General features: G+C 51.1%; 12 protein-coding genes and 12 pseudogenes. 5 read left to right on the top strand and 19 right to left on the bottom strand.

Annotated elements, in window-relative coordinates; translation table 11 throughout:
• Positions 1–29: 29 nt before the first annotated feature.
• From ACEPLT_RS22630 to ACEPLT_RS22595, 8 genes and pseudogenes are all read right to left on the bottom strand, one after another.
• Positions 30–2,642: a fimbria/pilus outer membrane usher protein gene (locus ACEPLT_RS22630; protein WP_447088466.1), complete on the bottom strand. Its 2,613-nt coding sequence runs from the start codon at positions 2,640–2,642 to the stop codon at positions 30–32.
• Between the two features lie 34 nt (positions 2,643–2,676).
• Positions 2,677–3,450 carry a fimbrial biogenesis chaperone gene (locus tag ACEPLT_RS22625; RefSeq protein ID WP_447088460.1) on the bottom strand — a complete coding sequence of 258 codons (774 nt, stop codon included), beginning with the start codon at positions 3,448–3,450 and terminating at the stop codon, positions 2,677–2,679.
• A complete protein-coding gene (locus tag ACEPLT_RS22620; RefSeq protein ID WP_447088459.1) occupies positions 3,447–4,100 on the bottom strand; it encodes a fimbrial biogenesis chaperone in 654 nt (217 codons plus the stop codon). The genes ACEPLT_RS22625 and ACEPLT_RS22620 overlap by 4 nt, the downstream gene beginning before the upstream one ends.
• Before the next feature lie 114 nt (positions 4,101–4,214).
• A complete protein-coding gene (locus ACEPLT_RS22615; RefSeq protein ID WP_447088458.1) occupies positions 4,215–4,805 on the bottom strand; it encodes a fimbrial protein in 591 nt (196 codons plus the stop codon).
• Complete coding sequence (locus ACEPLT_RS22610) at positions 4,762–5,481, bottom strand: fimbrial biogenesis chaperone (protein ID WP_447088457.1); 720 nt, start codon at positions 5,479–5,481, stop codon at positions 4,762–4,764. The genes ACEPLT_RS22615 and ACEPLT_RS22610 overlap by 44 nt, the downstream gene beginning before the upstream one ends.
• Before the next feature lie 71 nt (positions 5,482–5,552).
• Entirely contained in the window at positions 5,553–6,104 is a 552-nt protein-coding gene (locus tag ACEPLT_RS22605) for a fimbrial protein (RefSeq protein WP_447088456.1), read from the bottom strand.
• Positions 6,105–7,043: 939 nt separating this feature from the next.
• Positions 7,044–7,175, bottom strand: a pseudogene (locus ACEPLT_RS22600) (IS91 family transposase); the annotation flags it as partial.
• Positions 7,163–7,478: pseudogene (locus ACEPLT_RS22595) on the bottom strand (FtsX-like permease family protein); the annotation flags it as partial. The pseudogenes ACEPLT_RS22600 and ACEPLT_RS22595, both read right to left, overlap by 13 nt.
• Positions 7,479–7,650: 172 nt before the next feature.
• On the opposite strand from ACEPLT_RS22595, the gene ACEPLT_RS22590 reads away from it, so the two are divergent.
• The 3 genes and pseudogenes from ACEPLT_RS22590 to ACEPLT_RS22580 all read left to right on the top strand — a co-directional run.
• Positions 7,651–7,842 (top strand): hypothetical protein, encoded by a 192-nt coding sequence (locus tag ACEPLT_RS22590; RefSeq protein WP_447088455.1) that lies wholly within the window; start codon positions 7,651–7,653, stop codon positions 7,840–7,842.
• A gap of 328 nt (positions 7,843–8,170) precedes the next feature.
• A pseudogene (locus ACEPLT_RS22585) lies at positions 8,171–8,452 on the top strand (IS3 family transposase); the annotation flags it as partial.
• Positions 8,453–8,531: 79 nt separating this feature from the next.
• Positions 8,532–8,722, top strand: a pseudogene (locus tag ACEPLT_RS22580) (IS91 family transposase); the annotation flags it as partial.
• A 282-nt stretch (positions 8,723–9,004) separates the two neighbouring features.
• Here ACEPLT_RS22580 and ACEPLT_RS22575 read toward each other — a convergent pair.
• The 3 genes and pseudogenes from ACEPLT_RS22575 to tnpA all read right to left on the bottom strand — a co-directional run.
• A pseudogene (locus ACEPLT_RS22575) lies at positions 9,005–9,498 on the bottom strand (IS66 family transposase); the annotation flags it as partial.
• Positions 9,497–9,784, bottom strand: a pseudogene (gene tnpB / locus ACEPLT_RS22570) (IS66 family insertion sequence element accessory protein TnpB); the annotation flags it as partial. The pseudogenes tnpB and ACEPLT_RS22575, both read right to left, overlap by 2 nt.
• The gene (gene tnpA / locus ACEPLT_RS22565) at positions 9,771–10,100 is read right to left on the bottom strand and encodes an IS66 family insertion sequence element accessory protein TnpA (RefSeq protein WP_447088454.1); all 330 of its coding nucleotides are present in this window, start codon (positions 10,098–10,100) and stop codon (positions 9,771–9,773) included. The gene tnpA and the pseudogene tnpB, both read right to left, overlap by 14 nt.
• An 87-nt stretch (positions 10,101–10,187) precedes the next feature.
• On the opposite strand from tnpA, the pseudogene ACEPLT_RS22560 reads away from it, so the two are divergent.
• Positions 10,188–10,677: pseudogene (locus tag ACEPLT_RS22560) on the top strand (transposase); the annotation flags it as partial.
• 281 nt (positions 10,678–10,958) lie between these two features.
• On the opposite strand, the gene ACEPLT_RS22555 reads toward ACEPLT_RS22560, so the two are convergent.
• The 8 genes and pseudogenes from ACEPLT_RS22555 to ACEPLT_RS22520 form a co-directional block, all read right to left on the bottom strand.
• Entirely contained in the window at positions 10,959–11,318 is a 360-nt protein-coding gene (locus tag ACEPLT_RS22555; protein WP_447088453.1) for a resolvase, read from the bottom strand.
• 562 nt (positions 11,319–11,880) lie between these two features.
• Positions 11,881–12,189, bottom strand: a complete 309-nt coding sequence (locus tag ACEPLT_RS22550; protein ID WP_447088452.1) for a hypothetical protein — start codon at positions 12,187–12,189, stop codon at positions 11,881–11,883.
• 559 nt (positions 12,190–12,748) lie between these two features.
• Positions 12,749–14,406: pseudogene (locus ACEPLT_RS22545) on the bottom strand (peptidase domain-containing ABC transporter).
• Between the two features lie 217 nt (positions 14,407–14,623).
• Positions 14,624–14,710 carry a magnesium transporter protection protein MgtU gene (gene mgtU, locus ACEPLT_RS22540; protein ID WP_251009858.1) on the bottom strand — a complete coding sequence of 29 codons (87 nt, stop codon included), beginning with the start codon at positions 14,708–14,710 and terminating at the stop codon, positions 14,624–14,626.
• A 10-nt stretch (positions 14,711–14,720) separates the two neighbouring features.
• On the bottom strand, positions 14,721–14,813 hold the full coding sequence (mgtR, locus tag ACEPLT_RS22535; RefSeq protein WP_447088451.1) for a protein MgtR: 93 nt from the start codon (positions 14,811–14,813) through the stop codon (positions 14,721–14,723).
• 18 nt (positions 14,814–14,831) lie between these two features.
• Positions 14,832–16,030, bottom strand: a pseudogene (gene mgtA, locus ACEPLT_RS22530) (magnesium-translocating P-type ATPase); the annotation flags it as partial.
• Positions 15,960–16,523: pseudogene (locus ACEPLT_RS22525) on the bottom strand (inverse autotransporter beta domain-containing protein); the annotation flags it as partial. The pseudogenes mgtA and ACEPLT_RS22525, both read right to left, overlap by 71 nt.
• 162 nt (positions 16,524–16,685) lie before the next feature.
• Positions 16,686–16,853: pseudogene (locus tag ACEPLT_RS22520) on the bottom strand (inverse autotransporter beta domain-containing protein); the annotation flags it as partial.
• A 954-nt stretch (positions 16,854–17,807) separates the two neighbouring features.
• Here ACEPLT_RS22520 and ACEPLT_RS22515 point away from each other — a divergent pair.
• A pseudogene (locus ACEPLT_RS22515) lies at positions 17,808–18,556 on the top strand (IS3 family transposase); the annotation flags it as partial.
• Positions 18,557–18,965: the final 409 nt, after the last annotated feature.

Below are 18,965 nucleotides of genomic sequence, written 5' to 3'. Positions count from 1 at the left end.
TTTCTTCAGACATTTGCAAGGCCGTTTGCTTATGATGCAGTTTCCTCACAGCGCACCTGCAATTGACGTATTGGGTTACCTTGGGCCGGTGCGGCATCAGCAAGACTGAACACAGCCTCACACCGCTGCTCCACATCAGTCCCCCACGCCACCTGCAATCGACCACTCTCCGGCAATCCGCTCAGGTATGCCTGCCCACCGTCACCCACAATGCTGGTATGATTTTCGCTACCTAGTGTGTCAACCACCGTCACCAGTGCCCCAAATGGCACCGTAGTATTACCCTTTCGCAGAGTGACCAGTGCTTGATAGCCGATTCGCGGGCTAAAACTCGCCATCACCACCGCACCTTTGGTCGGATATACATTCAGGCTCGACTGAGTGATATCCACATCGTCCGGCAACGTCGTCGGGTTCAGGCTGATACTGTTCTTCTGGTAGTCCGACAGGTACGGCACCACCGCATAGCCCCGGCCATCCGTCTGGATACCGCCACGGCTCACGCCAACCCCACCAGCACCCGGCGCACTCACTATCGCCACCGTATTGCCCAGCGACTGACCCAGCGTCACACCTTCTGGGTGCGCCACCAGACCGCCACTAACCCCCATGTTCAACGAACGGTAATGGCTGGCGTAGCTATAACCCAGATTCAGCCGCCCCTTGCTACCTTGATAACCCGCACTCAACGAGGTGCTGTTGTTGCCTTCACCTTTGTTAACCCCCTGCAAAACACTGTAGGAAAGTTGACTGTTCTCGAGCAGTGTCCCGCTGATCCCCATCTGTTGCTGCACCTGCCCCTGGTTGTCACGAGTCTGCTGGTAATTGGCATAACTGCGCCTGGCCACCGATCCCGAACTGAACAAACTAAACGGCACCTGCACGTTCATCGCTAGCTGCCGATTCTCCGGCCAGCTTCCGTCACTTTTGGTGCGGTTAATGCTGTAGGCTATCCCGTAACTCACTCCCTGATAGCTACCGTTGTATCCCGCAGACAGCGTGTTGTTCACCCGGTCCCCGCCCCAATAGTCATCCCGCGACGCTATCAGGTAGGTTGCTCCCAAACGGCCCAGTTGCTGACTCAGCCTGAGCTGGAAGCTACTACGCCGACGATCCAGCGCCCACGGAACCTGACCTTCACTTAACTGATAACCCAAGCTATTCACGTCTGAAAAACTGAAGTAGTTGCGGGTCGAATAGCGGTAGGCTGCCAGGTCAATTGAGGTGCCTGTGTCGAGCAGGCTTTTGGCGTAGCGCAACCGATAGGAAGCCCCCTGCTGTCTCCCGGCCTGTCTGGGTAATGTCGCGCTAGAGGTGGTAACATCTGCCGACAGCGCCCCCAGTGTTCGTAGCGACACCCCACTGCCGAACACCATCGACAGATAGTCCTGTGCCACTATCCCCCCCCCGTACAAGGTTATGTCGTAAGGCAGGCCCATCATCAATGTACCCAGCCCGAATTTGGACTCCCGGGACGCTTGGGTTATTCCGCCGTTATAGCTCCCGGCGGTGACTTCATACTTTAACGCCCCCGGGCGCAGCATCATCGGCAACGATGAATATGACACCGTTTGGGTACGCACCGTGCCATCGGCCTCGCTGATAGTGACTAGCAGATCCCCTCCCTGGCCAGTTTGGGACAGATCTTCCAGCACAAAGGGGCCCGGAGCCACAAAGGTCTGATAGATAACGTTACCGTTCTGGCTGACCGTCACCCGCGCATTACTCTGAGCGATACCGGAAATCTGCGGGGCAAATCCTCGCAGGCTGTAGGGCAGCATGTCTTCGTTGGAGTTGAGCCTTACCCCGCGAAAAGGGATACTGTCAAACACATCATTCCCGCTGCTGCTCTCGCCCGCCAGTATCTCTGAACGCCAGTGCTGGATATCCCGTTGCACGTAGGTGTTCATGAATTGAGTACTGCGAACGCTCCGGTTTGATTGCCCGCCACCGCTATATTCATAGCGGGTGTGAGTGATGTCACTCCGCACTCGCCAGTTCTCCCAGTTTAGGCCGATATGAATGCGGCCAAACAGGTTGGTTTGCTCACTGCTTTCGTGTCCCGCTTGTGAAAACTGCCAGTTACGTCCTCCGTTCAAGCTGTAATTGAGCATCATGGCCGTGACACCCGGATCCCACAACGCCGGGTCAACCTGCCCGCTCGCATTAGGTTGCATAGCCACCTGTGGAATACTCAAGTCTAGGCGCAGCTCAGCCAGGGTAAAACGTACCTCCGCACTCGGGATAAGCATTGTCAGGCTGCTGATCGGAACATCCTGCGGCAGACCGGCAAATGCGGGCAAGGCATCGGTATTGATGCCCAATTCGCGCAGAAAGGACGGTGTCAGTACTGGCTGCACTTCGCCATCCGCCGTTTTGTCAAACATTACCGTCTGCTGACCTTTTTCGTTCTGGTTGACGTACACCGTCACCAGGTAGCTACCTTCCGGTATCTGGCCAGCAGTCTCGAAGGCACTCAGGTCTACCGCCGTCGTAGGGCTACCGTAGAGGGACAGCAAGCCGGGGTCAAAGTAATCCCGCCCCCAGACCGGAAGTACCTCGAACAGCAACAAGCTGCTGATCAGCAGTAGCAAACGGGGGCAGCACGGTACACAGGATAGGTTTCTGGTATGCTGTTTCATTGTCAATTTAGCTATCACATCATGAACATTTGTGTCACAGGGACTGTTGTTGACGCGGCGTATCCCAGCCATCTTCATCAATCAGTTGCCAAGCTACAGGGCCGTGGGCTCCTGTGGGCAGACGATAGCGCTGCTCTCCTTTTGGTGGCACCATCAGCCGCAGGGCCGATTTGTCTAGCGCTTGGTCGCCGATGCTCAGCCGAGAAAATGTCAGCCAGTACGGTGATGGGTTCTCCGCAATCAGATCATGACCGTCATAGCGAAAGCGCAGTTGCGGAGCCACATTTGCAACCGCACGAGCAGCCAATCCGTCCGGGCGGTAAAACAATTTCAGGTTGCTCACCACCGTCAGAGTCATTTGCCCTAGGGCCGGTGAAGTCTGTTTTGTGGCAACATCCGGCCTGATCTGAGAGGGAATAGCCTTCACCGAAACAAAGAATACCGACTCCCGGTCCACAGGAAGAGTGTCGCCGATGCGGCGGATACGCAGGATCAACTTCCCACCCGGCTCCAGCCTTTGCAATGGAGGGATAACAATAAAGGGTACAGGTGCCTTCCCCGTTGCCCCAAAATCTACACCGCCAGTCTCCGGATCTATCGCACGTACCCAGGACTGCATCAGGTAGGGATGTTCGCTCTTATTGTAGGCCGTCAGCGTGACTCCTTTCTTCGCCTGCTCGTGATACACCACCCGCAGTACGTAAAAGGAAATTCCGCGCGGCTCCGCCGTCGCTGCCCGAACGTTGCCGATGCTCAGCCCTCCCAAGAGCAGTGCCAGTAGCAGAAACCGTAACCGTTTCATTGTCATGCTTTCTCCTCTGGGGTGGGAACAGGAGCATGGCAGCGCGGGGACAGGCTGCCGTAGTCGGTTATCAACTGCCACTCGGCCTGGTTGACGGGCTCGGTGACGGGATAGGTCTGACTGCCATGCGGTGCAAGCATCGACGGCAGACGGTCAAGGTCGATGACCTGCTGGTTAAAACTCAGGTGGCCGAAAGTCAGATAATAGGGCGTCGGGTTATCTAGGCGTACACCGTCTGCGGTCTGGGTCAGTCGTATCCGGCAATATGCCAACTCTGGGGAGATCGCCAGCCCCTGTGGCCGATAAAGTAACTTGATGACATGTCGAAACCCCATTGAAACCTGGGCCGACAGCTGTGTTTCGTTCTCATTAGCGCTCGGTAGGGCCTGTGCTGGCACCACCGTTACCGCCAGATAGAACAGCGACTCACGGTCTGGGGAAAGCCCCGCGTCACCCTGCTGAATGATACGCAGTAAATTCTGGCTATCAGCTCCCAGACGAAACAACGGCGGCGTCACGATGAATGGCACTTCCCCGACGATGTCAAGGGAACGTTGCACCCGGCTCTGGATAAGGTAGGTCACCTGCCCACGATTTTTTATCGTGATGCTCTGGGCTGGGTCATTGGCCGTCAATACCACGCGAGTCTGGCTCAAGCTAACGCCGCCTTTTCCGTCGCTCGCACACCCCTCGGCACTCCACAGAGCGACCAGCATTCCAGCACATGTCAGCCGAGATAGGTAAATCAATACATAGGTCATGTCAGGCACTCAGTGGTAGACAAAGTCAAAATGGATACGGGCGATAAGCCTCCCGGAGGTGGCGGACTTGCACTGTGCCGTTGTAGTGCCGCAGGTCAAAGCTACTAACAGGTCGGCCCCTAGCGTGCTACCTGATGCAGGTAGCATCTCTGCGTTAATAAGAAAATCGCCATTTTCCACGACGACGTTTTGCTCCCCAGAACGAGCCTCTTCAAGGAGTGCTCCTACTCCGGTTGCCTCCGACTCGTTGCTACGGAAAACCCACTGACCATTAGCCAGTCTCACCCCCTCTCCGCTGACTTTGACAGCAACGCGTCTGCCGTTCGCCACCGGGCTACCCTCACAGTTGCTGATGTTTATCCGGGTTGCCTGCTCGGCAAAACGCCCCCCAGCACGCAGACTGGCCAGAGGCACGGTCCCCAACGGCAGCGCATCCCTGCTCAATGAGACATCACAGGTCGTCGGTACGATGTTGGCGGAAAAATTCAAGGTCACGGCGGATACAGATAACGACGGAAGGCTACAGGCCAGCAACAAAATCGTACTGCCGGAGACATTAAGGTAGCGCATAAATAAATGCATCAATGCCTCCCAGATCATTGATGGTTTTCCACTGCACCGTTCCTGTCTTCACCGTCGTCGGGTAGGTATATTCACCAAAGGGCGACAACATCAATGCCCCGGGCGTATCCAGTTTGACAGGCTGCCCCGTCACGCTGATTCCGGCCAGGCTGACATAATACGGCGAAGGATTACTGACCCGCAGCCCGTTGTTAACCAGGGAAAAATGCAACCCTTTCTGGGCTTGCGCAGCGGTGGTGCTCAACCCTGCTGGACGATAAAACAGCTTGATGCTATTGCCGACGCCCAGTTGCACATTACCGCGCACACCGGCAGCAGGCTTGTCATTGGCAGGAGCAATGCTGCCCGGAATGGCGCGGGTGTGGAAGAAGAACACAGACTCCCTGTCGGTAGGCAACGATTTGGTATAGCCAGCAATGCGGATATGGTTGGTACTGTTGGGCTCCAGACGAAACAGTGGTGGCGTGACCGTAAAGAACTCTGAAGGCGCCACGCCATCACGGGAATTACTGACACTGGCCTGTACCAAATACGGTTGACTCGACAAAGTATTGCGTACAACTACCGTGATGCTGCGCTCCCCCTGTGGATAAATCAGGCGGGTGGTATTAATGCCAAATCCTTCAGCCGACGCGGTCAGGGGGAGCGCCAGGCAGGTGATCAGCGCAGCAGTGACAAGAAAAAGTCGGTTCATGCTCTGACTCCGGTTATCTGTTGGTGTCTGATAATGGCAGACTAGCTCACGCTAATCTGCAAACGGAGTCATTAGTTGTAGGCAAAACTGAACAGAACCGGGGCGCTAACGGCACCAATATCAATCCCGCTGGTCACACTGGATGCCAGACCTGCCTGCAGACTAAGGCTCTTACCATTGAAATCTGCCGCTTTTGGCGACTCTCCATCAGCAGAGGCCAAAACCAGTTCGTCGCCCGATTTCAGATACTCAGAAGACCCGACTTTGTTAAAGGTGATGCCGGTGTTGGTGTCCGTGGTGTTGAACAATGTAGGGTATCCCCCCAACGTCTTGCCGGTGATTGCCACACTGGCCACTTTCGATGCCGCTGGCGCATCACAGTTGTTCAGACTGATTTTAAAAGTCTTGTTGCTGGCGGCTACAGGGGTCGCCACCGAAGTAAACATGGACTGTGCATGGTTACCTAGATCTAGATTATTAGTGGACAGTAAAATATCGCAGGTAGACGCCACCACATTGGCCGTGACGGTCAGTTGGGCATTGCTAGCAGCCTGAGTAGTTCCGGACGCTATCAGTAATAACAACGCAGCAGGTGTTAATGCCAAAGACGTTTTATGCATCATACTTGTTCCTTCAAATTTACAGTTTATGAATTCCGGTCATCCGGAAAGAGTCATGTCAACACGGCAGTGACATGAATTACATGCACGAGCACAAGGTATCAACTAGTGCCATGCTAAAATATTTGTTTGGCGACCCTGAATGAGGGCATCCCTCCCCATGAGAACAGTGCTGGTCACACAAAGGGCAAATGCTCTAAATATCATGTTTAATAACCGATTATCTATCGAAAAAATATATTCCTTATTCTATCGGACGAACGCCATTCGATTCAGTTATCACCTCTAATGGTATTCCGCAATAGTGAAGATAAATGGTATATTAAAAGGATGTATTTATAATAACACCCATCATTGACAGAAAATTACCGCCCCCAATGTCGAGCATGCATAAATTGATGAGCGACCTTCATCTCTTAAAAGACCACCATGAAAAATCAAATCAAAATGAAACACAAAAAATTAATTATAGTGATTTTAATTAAGTTCACACCTGTCAAATTAAGCATTTTTCTTACACTTAACTAATATGATCTTACTTGCTTATGCTTCTTGACGAGCATCTTGAATTCGCCAACCAGCTCTTTAACCCTTTTGGTGAATACCCCTTTAGAGTACGAATAGGAGTTAAAATTATTAATTTTCTCATCCATTAATTACGCCCTGTACAATGAGGCTCCAAACAACAATTTATCTGCACTATAAAGTTATTAATTACGGCAATAAAATTGTTTGTAACGATCGAAATACAAATTATAATCGGAAAAACCTATCAAAATAAAATACATGATCGTCATTACCGATCAATTATTAGGGGATTGAATCGCATCTTTGAGAGCGTCTGACCATGAATTTCATTGCACCACATCCCTTTTATGACGCGGTTATTCATCAGTATATTTTTGCGGAATGCGCCTTCAAGTAGCGGCCATACTGGACCTAAAGATAACGGTGCCACTGGCGCTCATCGCGGATGTGATCCAGCCCAGGCCGCATGCCGGGCATGATGCGGGCGTAGCTGCCGCGCAGCAGGCGGATAACGGCGGTCCGCCAGATGGTCTTCACGGCCTTTTTGAATTTGTTCCGTTCGTCGATAACCCGCTAACCACCAGGTCCATCCTTGCCGCCTTGCGGGCGGGGAGATAGCCGAAAATCATGCCTATTAAGGTTGAACAGAACACGCGGCGCTGGCGGTCTGCCACGAATATATAGCCGTGAACATTTTCCCCGCCAAGGCAGTAAAGAGCGCGTCTACGTCATAAGACAGCGCAATGCCTAAAGCGCCATTAATCAGGCAAACCAGTACGGCCTCAATCATTAACTGCTGAATAATGTCGCTGCGTTTCGCGCCTACCGTCTGCGTACTCCGATTTCGTGAATAGGTAGATATGAGCGTTCGCTGAAGAAAAAGGGCGATTTAATTTTTTTATCTTTAGTTTTATCTTTTTCTTCATTTAACTACACATCGAAAGAAAAATAAATATTGCTTTCCGTTTTTAGCGGCGGGTAGAATTTGAAGGCTATTCATAGGCAACAGGAGATTAGTGACATGAACATAAAAAATATTCTTTTAATGCTGGCTATTTTATCTTCCTCTAACACTTTTGCTATGATTTCTGATGGTAAGAACCCGCAATGTGATTTTCTTTTAGAACAGGTACAGAACGCTTGCAGAGGGGGCGATAACTGGGGCGGTTGTATGGGCGCACAAATAATGGCAGCTATAAAAGGTTGCTGGTAATAATTTATTTTATTTTTTGGCATAAGGGCACAAAGGTTTTGTGCCCTTATTTCTTGGTAAGTGCTGTGTTTAACAAATATGAAAATTTATACAAATTGATATGTGGAGATGAACTTAACGATAACATCATCTTTAAATAGCTGAGATTCAGGTAGAATGAAGGCCGCCTTCGCGCAACAGAGCTGCTTGCAGCCCGGCAGTCCCGGAGTACGCCGTTGCTTGAATCCCTGCATATGCTATTGGTTGAAAAAACGTGACGTTATCGAAATAAATCCCTGCTGTGCGAGGCGTTCGCTTATGCGCTGAATCAGTGAGATACTGCGATAGTGCCTGCTGGCTTATAGATTTGTCTCTGGCGACCTGCGGCTAGATCTCAGCGTCCTGCGGTTGATGCGCATTTATGAGGGCGCATCACAGAACTGTCGCTTGGACGAAGACGTTTTGGTTACCGGCGCATCTGACAGTTATTATGTCGGGAAGGCCTTCACGTCAACCACAAGCGGATATATCCTATTTACCACCCTAATGAATTGAGCGTAAAACGCAGACGACGCCATAAGGAGCTGGCGACTGATCGCTTCCGCTTCTTCGCCCGGGTGCATCGAACGTAGCGCCCTTATGGGGCGAGCGTCACGGCTTCGCCGTTCCGGTACTTTGCATGGCCGGATCACCGTTTTATAACCAGCCCCATGTATATCCCGCGCCCGGCAAAGCAGCTGTTCACCGTTGAAGACGGCTGGAACCGCTACCTCGAAAAACACGGCGTCAGCGTCAGCCAGTGGACCCGACTTTGTGTTGAGCGCATGCTTGCCTGCGGTACCTGCACTATGGGCGTCCGCCGCTACTGCTGTACCTCCCTTGTATCCACTCCCGTTTCTTCGTAATGTTGCGGTGAACTCGCATTGACGGCTGGGGGGTGATCATGTATAGCCCCCTGCTTACGGTGATTTCGGGTCAACAAGGTTAGGCCAGCAAGTACTTAGGCAGTAGTGATGCCTCGGGTCTCCGGATTTCTGCGTCAGGTGTTTGAGCCAAGGGCTGAGGGCATCGATTTGTGCTGTAAGCCGCGCGCCGTCAGTCTTGCAGACTGTTTATTGTCTCAGGGGCGAGAGTGCGGAGGACGGGATAATCGCTCAGGGTATCAGGATACTGCGCGGGGGCATCACTCAGGACTGGCGAAGCAGTACGTCGGGAACGGCTGTAATTCATGCGGGCGGTCCTCTGGCCAGGAGGGCAGACGTGTCAGTACGTCGGTCAGCCACGCATGTGGCTCCAGACCATTCATTTTAGCTTTTTCCAGCAGGCTCATGATCTGCGCTGCACGAACTCCTGCCACCAGTAAACCCGCGAAGAGCCAGTTAGACGCCCCATCACCACCGGCCAGATGGCGCGCTCACAGCGATTGATGTCAAGCGGCAGCGAGCCATCATCAAGGAAGCGGCTGAGCGTTTCACGTCGTTTCAGCATATAGTTTATGGCCTTACCCAGCGCGGAGCTTTCCGGGCACGCCTCTTTTTGCTGCTCCAGCCACAACCACAGTTTGTCGACAATGGGCCGGGAGTAGCGTTGTCGCCACTGGCGGATCTTTTCTGCCGGGCGATGCCGGATATTCTTCTCCAGTCGGTACAACGCTGCGATCTGTCTGACAGCCATCGCCGGTAATCAGCCAGTTAAATTCATCCTGAGTGAGAGACCAGGCTTTGTCGCCCGCACGAGGCCAGCGAAAGTGTCCTTTATGCAGACGACGAACGCACAGCCAGACGCCGTGTTTGTCCCACCGTAAAACCTTGATGCGTGAGCGGTCCTTGTTGGTAAAGACGAACGCAGCGCCTTCGTGCCAGGAGGATTTCAGATCGTCCTGGACATACTGGGTCAGCGTATCGCTCCCGCGCCGCATATCCATCGGTTTGACCGCCAGGAAAACATTCTCAGGCGTCAGCATGTTTGAGCGCTCTGAAGACATCGGTGAGCTGGGTGGCGTGACAACTCATACGGATGCAGCCGGGCAAAAACAACATGACGGGGTCGTTGACGACCGGAGGAGCTGGAGCGACGGGCTGCGCAGTAGCAATATGTACGGGTATCAGCCCTGAGTCATTAAGCCTGCGTTCCGCTTTGGTATCCTGCAGCCATTCCCGGAAAGTGGAAAATTTGATGCCATGTAATTCGCAGTACTGCTGACGGGTCAGCCCACTGGCGCGCCAGTTGGCAACATGCTGTCTTTTTTCTTTAAGCGTATAGGGTTTTCGTTCCTGCATGATGTTCCTCAATAACCAGATAACAGGAGGGAAAACCGATGCTAACGTACCAAAAGACAATTGGAAGATGAGTTCACCGCATGCTTACGTTTCTTCTGCCAGAGCTGCAAGTCAAGGGCCGCAGCACGTTCTGCCCGACTGCGAATGGCAGCATATCACTTTTACCATGCCACACCTGCTCTGACTGTTCTTTAACAGTAACTGGCCCCTGCTCAATGACCTGTTCCGCTACGCCACCCAGGCCATGCTAAAGTGGGCGTGTAAACAGGGTATTGAGGCCGGCCTATACTGTGCCCTGTACACTTACGGCCGGCAGCTCAGTCAGCACACGCACATCCACGTCTCCGTCACCCGCGGCGGCCTGCGCGTTAAGCACCGCGTCTGGCGCAGCCTCTTCTTTAAAGAGAAGGCCGTGGAGACCATCTGGCGGAGTGCGGTTATCCGCCTGCTGCGCGACAGCTACGCCCGCATCATGCCCGGCATCCTGCCGGGGCTGGGTCACATCCGCGATGAGCGTCAGTGGCGGCGCTATCTGCAGGCACAATACGGCCGCTACTTGAAGGCGCATTCCGCAAAAATATACTGATGAATAACCGCGTCATAAAAGGGATGGGGTGCAATAAAATCATGGTCAGGCGCTCTCAAAGATGCTATTCAATCTCCTAACCATGAACGTCCTAGACGTCACCGGCCGGACGGAGAAGGTGACACCGTCACACTGTGCGGCCGAGACCGTCTGCAAGATCCAGCTGCGCGCGGTGTCCTCGCTTTTGATGCCCCATAGCCGGGCGCCCGCCGGCGGTTTCACCGTCGCAAACCACTCCCTCAGCCGCTGCACGAACTCCGGATCGATGAGTGTCACCGCCCGCGGCGGGTTGTATTTAATTTCCGCCTCCGCCTCCGCCTCCGCCTCCGCCTCCGCCTCCGCGTCCCGCTCCGCCTGCTGCTCTTCATTCGTCGAGCGGCCTCCTCGAGCCCGCGCTGCTTGAGGGTGCGCAGCACCACGAACGGCGAGCTGGTGAGCGGATCGTCGAGCACGAAGTCCTCCCGGGCCAGCGGCAGAATTTCGTTGAGCCGGCCGCCGGTATTCCACAGCGCGTCGATGAACAGCCGTTTGCGGACATCGGTCATCTTAGCCAGCAGCCCCGCCACCTCGGGGGCCTGCAGGTAGCGGGGCATGTCGGTGCCGTATGCGGCGGCGAGATTACGCAGCGCCACCGCGCTTTCATAGTCAAGGTAGCGCGCGGCATCAGAATTGTGCAGATTGTGCTCAGTGACGCCGCTGCGTGAATTGTGCGGGATTTCGCTGGGCAGAGAGTCAAATTTTCAATCTCAGTTGTCGATGGTATGGAACGTATTTTCCCCTAGCAGTCCAGCGAAAACCACGGAAATAAATCGATCCTCACCGGATCCGCCTGCGATCCGTTTTGCGGATTTTTCCCCTTATACGGAGAATAACCTGGACTCCGCGGAATAAATAGCGGGGCGGCGATCGAACCAGGCAATCTTGTGCCAACACCTGTTCATGGCGCTTATAACTGATAAAGAACTTTTGCTCTAGGTTAAAACCTAGGAGTTTGCAGAATTTATAACGTAGGAACAGGCGTACCCTCTGCACAGAAAAGAATATAATTTAAAATATATGTTAAAAACAGATTATCTTTCATGTACTTAGGACTTTCGAAACCCAAATAACAAACAGCATTGCATCGGATGAATTGAATTTTTATCCGCAAGAATGACATATACTAATCTAAGATTTAACTACATTATCCGGTATTCAATTCTGGATGTGGGGGCTAATAACAACACCAAGCCTTCTTGCCTCATTTGTCAGAATTAAAGTCGCTATCAACTTGTCGTTCTGACTCAAACAATCGAGTAAATTCTGGATGATGCCTGCAGTCAGGTAGCCAGAATTAGCCGGGTTATGTGCGAAATTAAAACCTCTCTTTTGAGCTTCATCTGTGAATGAACGTTCAGCATCAGCAATTAAAAATTTAATTTTATTATAAAGCTTTTCATTAAGCATTTCCAGTTCTGTACAGATGAAATCAATTTCATCCTCAGTAAGAATATTATAGCTCATAATTTTCTCGAATTTACTTTAACATTTGGAGTTTTTGACGTTATATTATAATTAATTCACTCACTTCAACACAAAAAAACATGAAAAGAAAGCTGAACTTATAATTAAAGATTTTTCTAACCACAGTTTAATAGAATATCAGTTTCAATAGACTACATTGTTAGCTTAACATCTCATCTACCCGGGGTGTAAAGATTTCTTTAAGAAAGCGACAAGAATATCAAACTACCTTGATATGTATGTTTTTTTAACCGTTATATTAACTCTATGCAACCACATTAAATAAAAATAGATGATTCGTTATTAAATTAAAGATCTATTATATATAAAAAAATAACATGTAAAACTCCCTGAAAATAATAATTTCTTAGATAGCAAAGTTAAGGCGAGACTATATGGCATTAAAAAATTCTGAAGACTGTGAAGTGCACCTTAAGGGGCAGTTTGGATATCGAAAATTATTGTACGTTAAGGTTGATTTTTGACCTGCCTGTCATCAGTAAGATCACTGGCCCGGATCGCTATCATCGGTGGTGCGATTGTGCTTCAGCTCCGTAAATTAGCCGTCTGCCAGATATAGAACACGATCTGCAGATGCTATGGTTTTCTGACGATGGGCTATCAGCAGGACAGGCAGCCACAGCTGACGTAGCGTCTGGCTTATCCGAACCTCGCTCTCAACATCAAGGTGGCTGGTCGCTTCATCCAGTCACAGAAATCCCGGTTTCTTGTACAACGCCCTTGCAAGCCAGGGTGGAGTGTCAGCGAAACCCCACGGGTTATAGGTTTATTTCCTCCTTTGTGGCTGAAGGTTATATGCTCAAGGGATAAAGGAAAACGGACATTGTCAGTCACACCCCCCCGGAATACGGACGGGAAGACAGAAGTGTTATTGTCTTCCTGAACGGGTCGTTGCTGATGGTCTTCGGTCGGGGTCAGCACAATGTCAGCCAGACGTTCATTATCGATATCGAGCATACGCCAGGAAAAAAACTTATCGGTCAGGCTGCTGATACTCGAAGAAAAACGCATCTGGTAAGATAAATAAGCAACCAGCATACCAACGGTAAATGTGCCGTCCAGCACTTCACCGGCACCTTTCCACAATATGATCGCCGATACCACGCAGCCAGTCAGGTGTGCGCAATGTCATAGCACATCAGCAGACGGCTCTGCCGCAACTGCGTATTTCTGCGGGTGACGTTGAGATTCAGCCAGGCGGCCTCACGGTGCGCTGTCACACCGTTAATTTTCAGGCTGAGGATCCCGTTGAGTGTTTCAAGAAAATGCCCGGACTCCCTGGTTGCTGCATCCCAGGCATCTTCTGCCGACTGTCGAAGGGAAGGATACCACAGCGCCCTCAGCACAGCGTAGATAATAGCTGCCAGGACGGCTATCAGCGTCATTCCCGGACTGTACAGCAGCATCATACAAAGCGCAGTTATCACGAGCAACACATCCAGAATACCTTCCAGTACCTGCGTGGTCAGCTCCTCCTGGATGGTATCCACGGCCTCAAAACGGGCATTGATACTTCCCTTACTGCGCGCATCAAACCAGCCCAGAGGGAGACGCACCAGATGATGGAAAACCCGGGCTGTTCACTGCATGTTAAAATTGACGGACAGAGTGATACTGGCCCACTGGCGGGCCAGCGACAGCAGCATCTGGGCAATGATTATAACGGTCAGGAGACTTCGATCGGCGGCAACCAGCACTTCATCAATTACCAGCTGGTTGATAAGTGGACTACCCAGCATAAGGATTTCCAGCGCCAAGGCAAAAACGATGATGCGCGACATCGCGGCCAGCAGCCCGGGTGTCCTGCCTGTCAGCTGGCGTCAGCTCCAGCGCAACACCGGTGAAATGTTTGCCTGCATCCTGCAGGGAGAGCGTTATCGTCCCTTTGTCCGGGTCGTGGATCACCAGCCTGCTCCCGCGAACTTTATAAAGCACGACGAAATGGTTCATGTTCCAGTGGAGAATGCACGGGAGAGAAAGGGATTTCAGGTCTTCCGGCTCCAGACGGACGGCCCGGAAGGACAACCGGATACCAGCCGCACACTCCATCAGTCTTTGCAGGGTCATCCCCTGTGTGCTGATACTAAAACGTTCGCGCAGGGTGGATAAATCTGTCTGCAGACCATGCCAGCAGGCCATCATGACCAGACATGCCAGACCACATTCCGCAGACTCTGTCTGTCGGATGAGGGGCAGCTGTTTTCTCCCTGGGGTTTTACGCCGGAACCGCCGAAATTTCCGGCCTGTATTTTTTTAGTGATCTTTCAGAGCCTCGATGGCTTACCAATCAAGCAATAGTTTAATTTCAACCACTACATTCCAGAGCTGAAAGAATTTCAATTTCCTGTACGTGAACGGTTTGCCGGGCAAGATGTTAGCCGCAGCCCGGCAAACAGGCGAGACAAAAAGTTTCTTATCTAATCCAGATTGTCAGCAGAATAATGATGGCCGCAATAATCGCCACCTGAATAAAGACTTTATCCAGCGATCCTCTACGCATCGCGCCCCTTTCAGAACAGGATTTGCCAGATTGCCCGCAGCAGCACCAGCAGACCCATCAGGAAAAATATCAGCGCGGTGAGGGTGTCCGGAGAACGATTCATCTCTGCGCCTCCTCATCATCAGAACCACTGACCGAAACGTTTGATATAGAAACGCTTCATGCCCTGTGCTACCAGACAATAGCAGAGCAGCGTCGCGACCAGCCACGGGAAGTAGCTCAGCGGCAGCGGCTCCAGTCCGACTATCGCTCCCAGCGGCGAGAACGGAATGTAGATCCCGAGCGGCATAATCACCGCGGTGGTGAGCAGCACCGGCAACGTCGCCCGGCTCTGGATAAACGGAATTTTCTGCGTTCTCAGCATATGCACGACCAGCGTTTGCGACAGCAGTCCTTCAATAAACCACCCGGACTGGAACAGCGCCTGGGCCTCAACGTTATTTGCAGCAAAAACGTACCACATCAGCGCGAAGGTGGTGATATCAAAAATGGACGACGTCGGGCCAATCCACAGCATAAAACGGCCGATATTCTTCGCATCCCACTTGCGCGGCTTACGCAGAAACTCTTTGTCCATTTCGTCCCACGGCAGCGAGAGCTGGGAGAGATCGTACATCAGGTTCTGGATGAGCAGATGAATCGCCAGCATCGGCAGGAACGGGATAAACGCGCTGGCCACCAGTATCGAGAAGACGTTACCGAAATTTGAGCTGGCGGTTATATTCAGATACTTAATGATATTGCCGAAGGTCTCACGTCCTTTGACTACCCCCTCCTCCAGCACCATCAAATCCTTTTCCAGCAGAATGATATCCGATGCCTCTTTGGCGATATCCGCCGCGCTGTCGACCGAAATGCCTACGTCCGCGTCGCGCAGGGCTGGCGCATCGTTGATACCATCGCCGAGAAAGCCGACGGTGTGGCCGTTTTTCTGCAGCGTTTTCAGGATGCGCGATTTCTGCAGCGGCGTCAGCTTCGCGAATACCGAGCGCGTTTCCACTTCTCGCTTCAGTTCGCGATCCGTCATCGCTTCAGTTCGCGATCCGTCATCGCTTCAATCTGGGCGCCGGTCAGGATACCGTGGGCATCGATGCCCACTTCCAGACAAATACGCGCCGTGACCACCGGGTTATCGCCGGTCAGCACTTTCACCGCCACGCCGTTATCGCGCAGCGCGGCAATGGCTTTTCCCGCGCTCTCTTTAGGCGGATCGAGGAAAGTCAGCATCCCTTCAACCGTCAGTCCCTGCTCATCGGCGGTGCACAGCGGCGTGGTCAGAGTGTAATCGTCCAGCTTGCGAGTTGCGACCAGCGGCGCCCGTCAACCTGTCCGCTGTTTTCAGGAGAATGCTCGCCTTCTTTCTGTGCTCCAGAACAATATTGTTGTTACGTTCAATCAGGTCATAGCGACTGCCAGCAAGACTGCGTATGGCAGCCACCGAGTCCGGGTCGACCTGCCTCTGCCATGGCACTCCGAACCGATAGTTCGTCTCTATACCAAACCGTGTGTCTTTCTAACCGGATTTCCCGTGACGATGTTTCGCACTGACTGTAAGTAAGGGGACTGGGGTGTAATTAAAGCCGGCAGTTATGGATTGTGGATTTTTCTGTCTTTTATCCTTGCCAAACAGAGCCACGTTATCGCCGTAAAACTGTTCATAGGTCATTCTGGCGCCAAATTGGGGGTATGATGGCAGCCAAGCCTGAGCACGGACATCCCAGCCGTTCGCCGGACGCTCTTCATAACCCTCCAGATCCGGCGAATTTTTCCAGTTTGTGATGCGGTAGTAGCTGTTAGTACCGATCTTAATAGAATCACGCCAATACTAAACGCCCCCCCCAGCATCCAGTTATCAGGAAACCAGCGATATCCAACCCCCCAGCTTCGACTGCATGCGTTCATCGGTACGGTGAATACTGCCCTGAGTGATGACAAGCCTGTCCTTTTGTTCGTAAAAAGGGACAAGCAGGTCCAGCTATGAGTTTTTCAGAGAAAGGTTTTTATCCACATCCAGCTGCACGCGGGCGGTGCCGAAATGCTTCAGCCAGTGCTGAATTTCGCTGCTGCTAACACCTGAGGCCATCCCCCTGGCCATGGATGCTGCCACATCAGCAGTGGGCCTGTTAGTGAGGAAACTGCCAGTTTGAGAGGCATAGCCAGCCTCTGCGCGCTGCTGTCCTCATGGCCAGTCACGGAAGCCGATGGCTCAGTATTCCACTGAACTTCGGGCAGTTTTGCAAGCGGAACATCCAACTCATCCCCGGCTTCAGGTGGCGAAATCCGTGCGCGAAGGTACGTAGCTGGTTTAGTTTGCCTGGAGCCTCAATCGATATATTGTACTTTTCAGCGACGGAGGAAATAGTTTCATTTTCGCCCAAAATATATACTTGAGTGTGTGACGATGTCTGCGCGACATTCTCAAAAAAATGGCTCTCATTTCTCGCTCCGGCGGTGGCAGGTATAAATGTTATCGCTAACGGAAAGATTGCCTGCACAACGATATTTAGCCAGCCAAAAAGTTTGATATGAAAGGGAATATGATCCCTGCAAAGACTCTTCACAGAATGTACTCCATTTAAACATTCATCAATGGTGGAAAGTGGCGTTTGTGGTGGTCAACGAATACAGGTCACTCATTTTCCCCTTTCATTCAGGCTTGATTGACTAACCTTACGAGTTAAGAGGGCAATGATTGTAATTCACCACTCGAGAGGCCTTAACGAAGGTAATTGCAGTAGTTGATAACGCGTTTTAAGATTCGGACGTGAATTTAAAAGTAAATATTTAATTAATTGATTTGCTCCATAATATGACAGGTGGTCAGTATCAGTTCGTTGCTGCGCAAAGAGATCAGATTGAGCCTATTGTCTATCTTTATGAACAGAATTATAGGCAGAAAAAAACATGCTACAATGAAATTGAAATTTACTTTTATTTAATTACTCATGCTTAAAACCACCTCTAATATCTCGATAATTATTTTTCTTAATTTGTATGAATTTTATTATTTTTTGTTCTTAGCTCTAGGAAGGTTAAGAATGATTAGTTTGATGGGGTTTCACGTTAATGATCGAGATTACCCTTCAGTTGCATGCAGCCGTATTCTCAGCGCCACCAGGTAGATCTGAGACTGACGGGACAGATCAAACAGTTCTGGCTGAAGCCCGGTTGCGTTTATGGTTATCGCAAGCTCCATCTGGACTTGCGGGACAGCGGGCAACATTGCGGAGTGAACAGAGTCTGGGGACTCATTAATCGTCCCGAGATAAAGACTCTACCGGAGGCCGCGGGCACGCAAAGGCGAGGCCAGTATCGTGTCGCCCAACAGGCTCCAGCGACAGTTCAATCCGGATGCTTCGGATAAGCGTTGGGTAACGGACATAACCTATATCAGGACCCACGAAGGCTGGCTTTATCTTGCTGCGGTTGTTGATCTGTTCTCACGCAAAATTATCGGCTGGTCAATGCAATCCTGGATGACAAAGGAGATTGTCCTGAACGCACTGCTGATAGCTGTATGCCGGCGTAATCTCCAAAAACAGTTTGGATCAGGGTAGTCAGTACACAAGCCATGAGTGGCAGTCGTTCCTGAAATCACACGGCCTGGAAGGGAGTATGAGCCGTCGCGGTAACTGTCACGATAATGCGGTTGCAGAAAACTTTTTCCAGTTGCTGAAACGCGAACGGATAAAGCAAAAGACCTACGGAACGCGGGGAGAAGACCGCAGAGATATTTTTGATTACATCGAAATGTTTTATAACAGTAAGCGTCGACATGGTTCGTGCAATCAGATGTCACCGACAGAATATGAATACCAGTATTATCAACGGCTCGGAAGTGTCTAGATTATCCGTGGCGATTCATACCTAACTGCATTTTTTAAACAAACGACAAACAGAATTACTTAAGTAGAGAGAGATATTTTATAATTTTGAAAAAAGATAAGCCAGTATTGGTGTAAATTATCATCGAGATACACGAGTTTTCTTTAAAACAAGTTCTGGCTATCTTTTGAAAAGAACCTGGTGTTGTTTACAACATAAATTAACTTGAAGCGCTAAAAGCAACCTTTAATAAGTGCAGATAATTGATCGCCAAAGCAAGCCCCCCAGTTATCCCCCCCAGAACAAGATGTCTGCACTCTTTGTAGTATTGAGTCACATCTATTAGTTACACTGCTTTCACTGGATTCAGCAAAAGTAAAGCTGGATACTAAAAAAAAGGGAAATCGAAGAAAAATTCTAGTACGCATTT

Source organism: Enterobacter sp. fkY84-1, assembly GCF_052974705.1.
The sequence above is the reverse complement of the archived record's forward strand: the minus strand, read 5'-3'. Positions and strand labels throughout refer to the sequence as shown.

Excerpts from the sequence above, each read along its gene's own strand:
- ACEPLT_RS22630 (WP_447088466.1), bottom strand. The coding sequence starts at position 2,642 with ATGAAACAGCATACCAGAAACCTATCCTGTGTACCGTGCTGCCCCCGT.
- mgtU (WP_251009858.1), bottom strand. The coding sequence starts at position 14,710 with ATGCGTAGAGGATCGCTGGATAAAGTCTTTATTCAGGTGGCGATTATT.
- ACEPLT_RS22550 (WP_447088452.1), bottom strand. The coding sequence starts at position 12,189 with ATGAGCTATAATATTCTTACTGAGGATGAAATTGATTTCATCTGTACA.
- ACEPLT_RS22615 (WP_447088458.1), bottom strand. The coding sequence starts at position 4,805 with ATGATCTGGGAGGCATTGATGCATTTATTTATGCGCTACCTTAATGTC.
- ACEPLT_RS22605 (WP_447088456.1), bottom strand. The coding sequence starts at position 6,104 with ATGATGCATAAAACGTCTTTGGCATTAACACCTGCTGCGTTGTTATTA.
- mgtR (WP_447088451.1), bottom strand. The coding sequence starts at position 14,813 with ATGAATCGTTCTCCGGACACCCTCACCGCGCTGATATTTTTCCTGATG.
- tnpA (WP_447088454.1), bottom strand. The coding sequence starts at position 10,100 with ATGCAGGAACGAAAACCCTATACGCTTAAAGAAAAAAGACAGCATGTT.
- ACEPLT_RS22610 (WP_447088457.1), bottom strand. The coding sequence starts at position 5,481 with ATGAACCGACTTTTTCTTGTCACTGCTGCGCTGATCACCTGCCTGGCG.
- ACEPLT_RS22590 (WP_447088455.1), top strand. The coding sequence starts at position 7,651 with ATGAACATAAAAAATATTCTTTTAATGCTGGCTATTTTATCTTCCTCT.
- ACEPLT_RS22625 (WP_447088460.1), bottom strand. The coding sequence starts at position 3,450 with ATGACAATGAAACGGTTACGGTTTCTGCTACTGGCACTGCTCTTGGGA.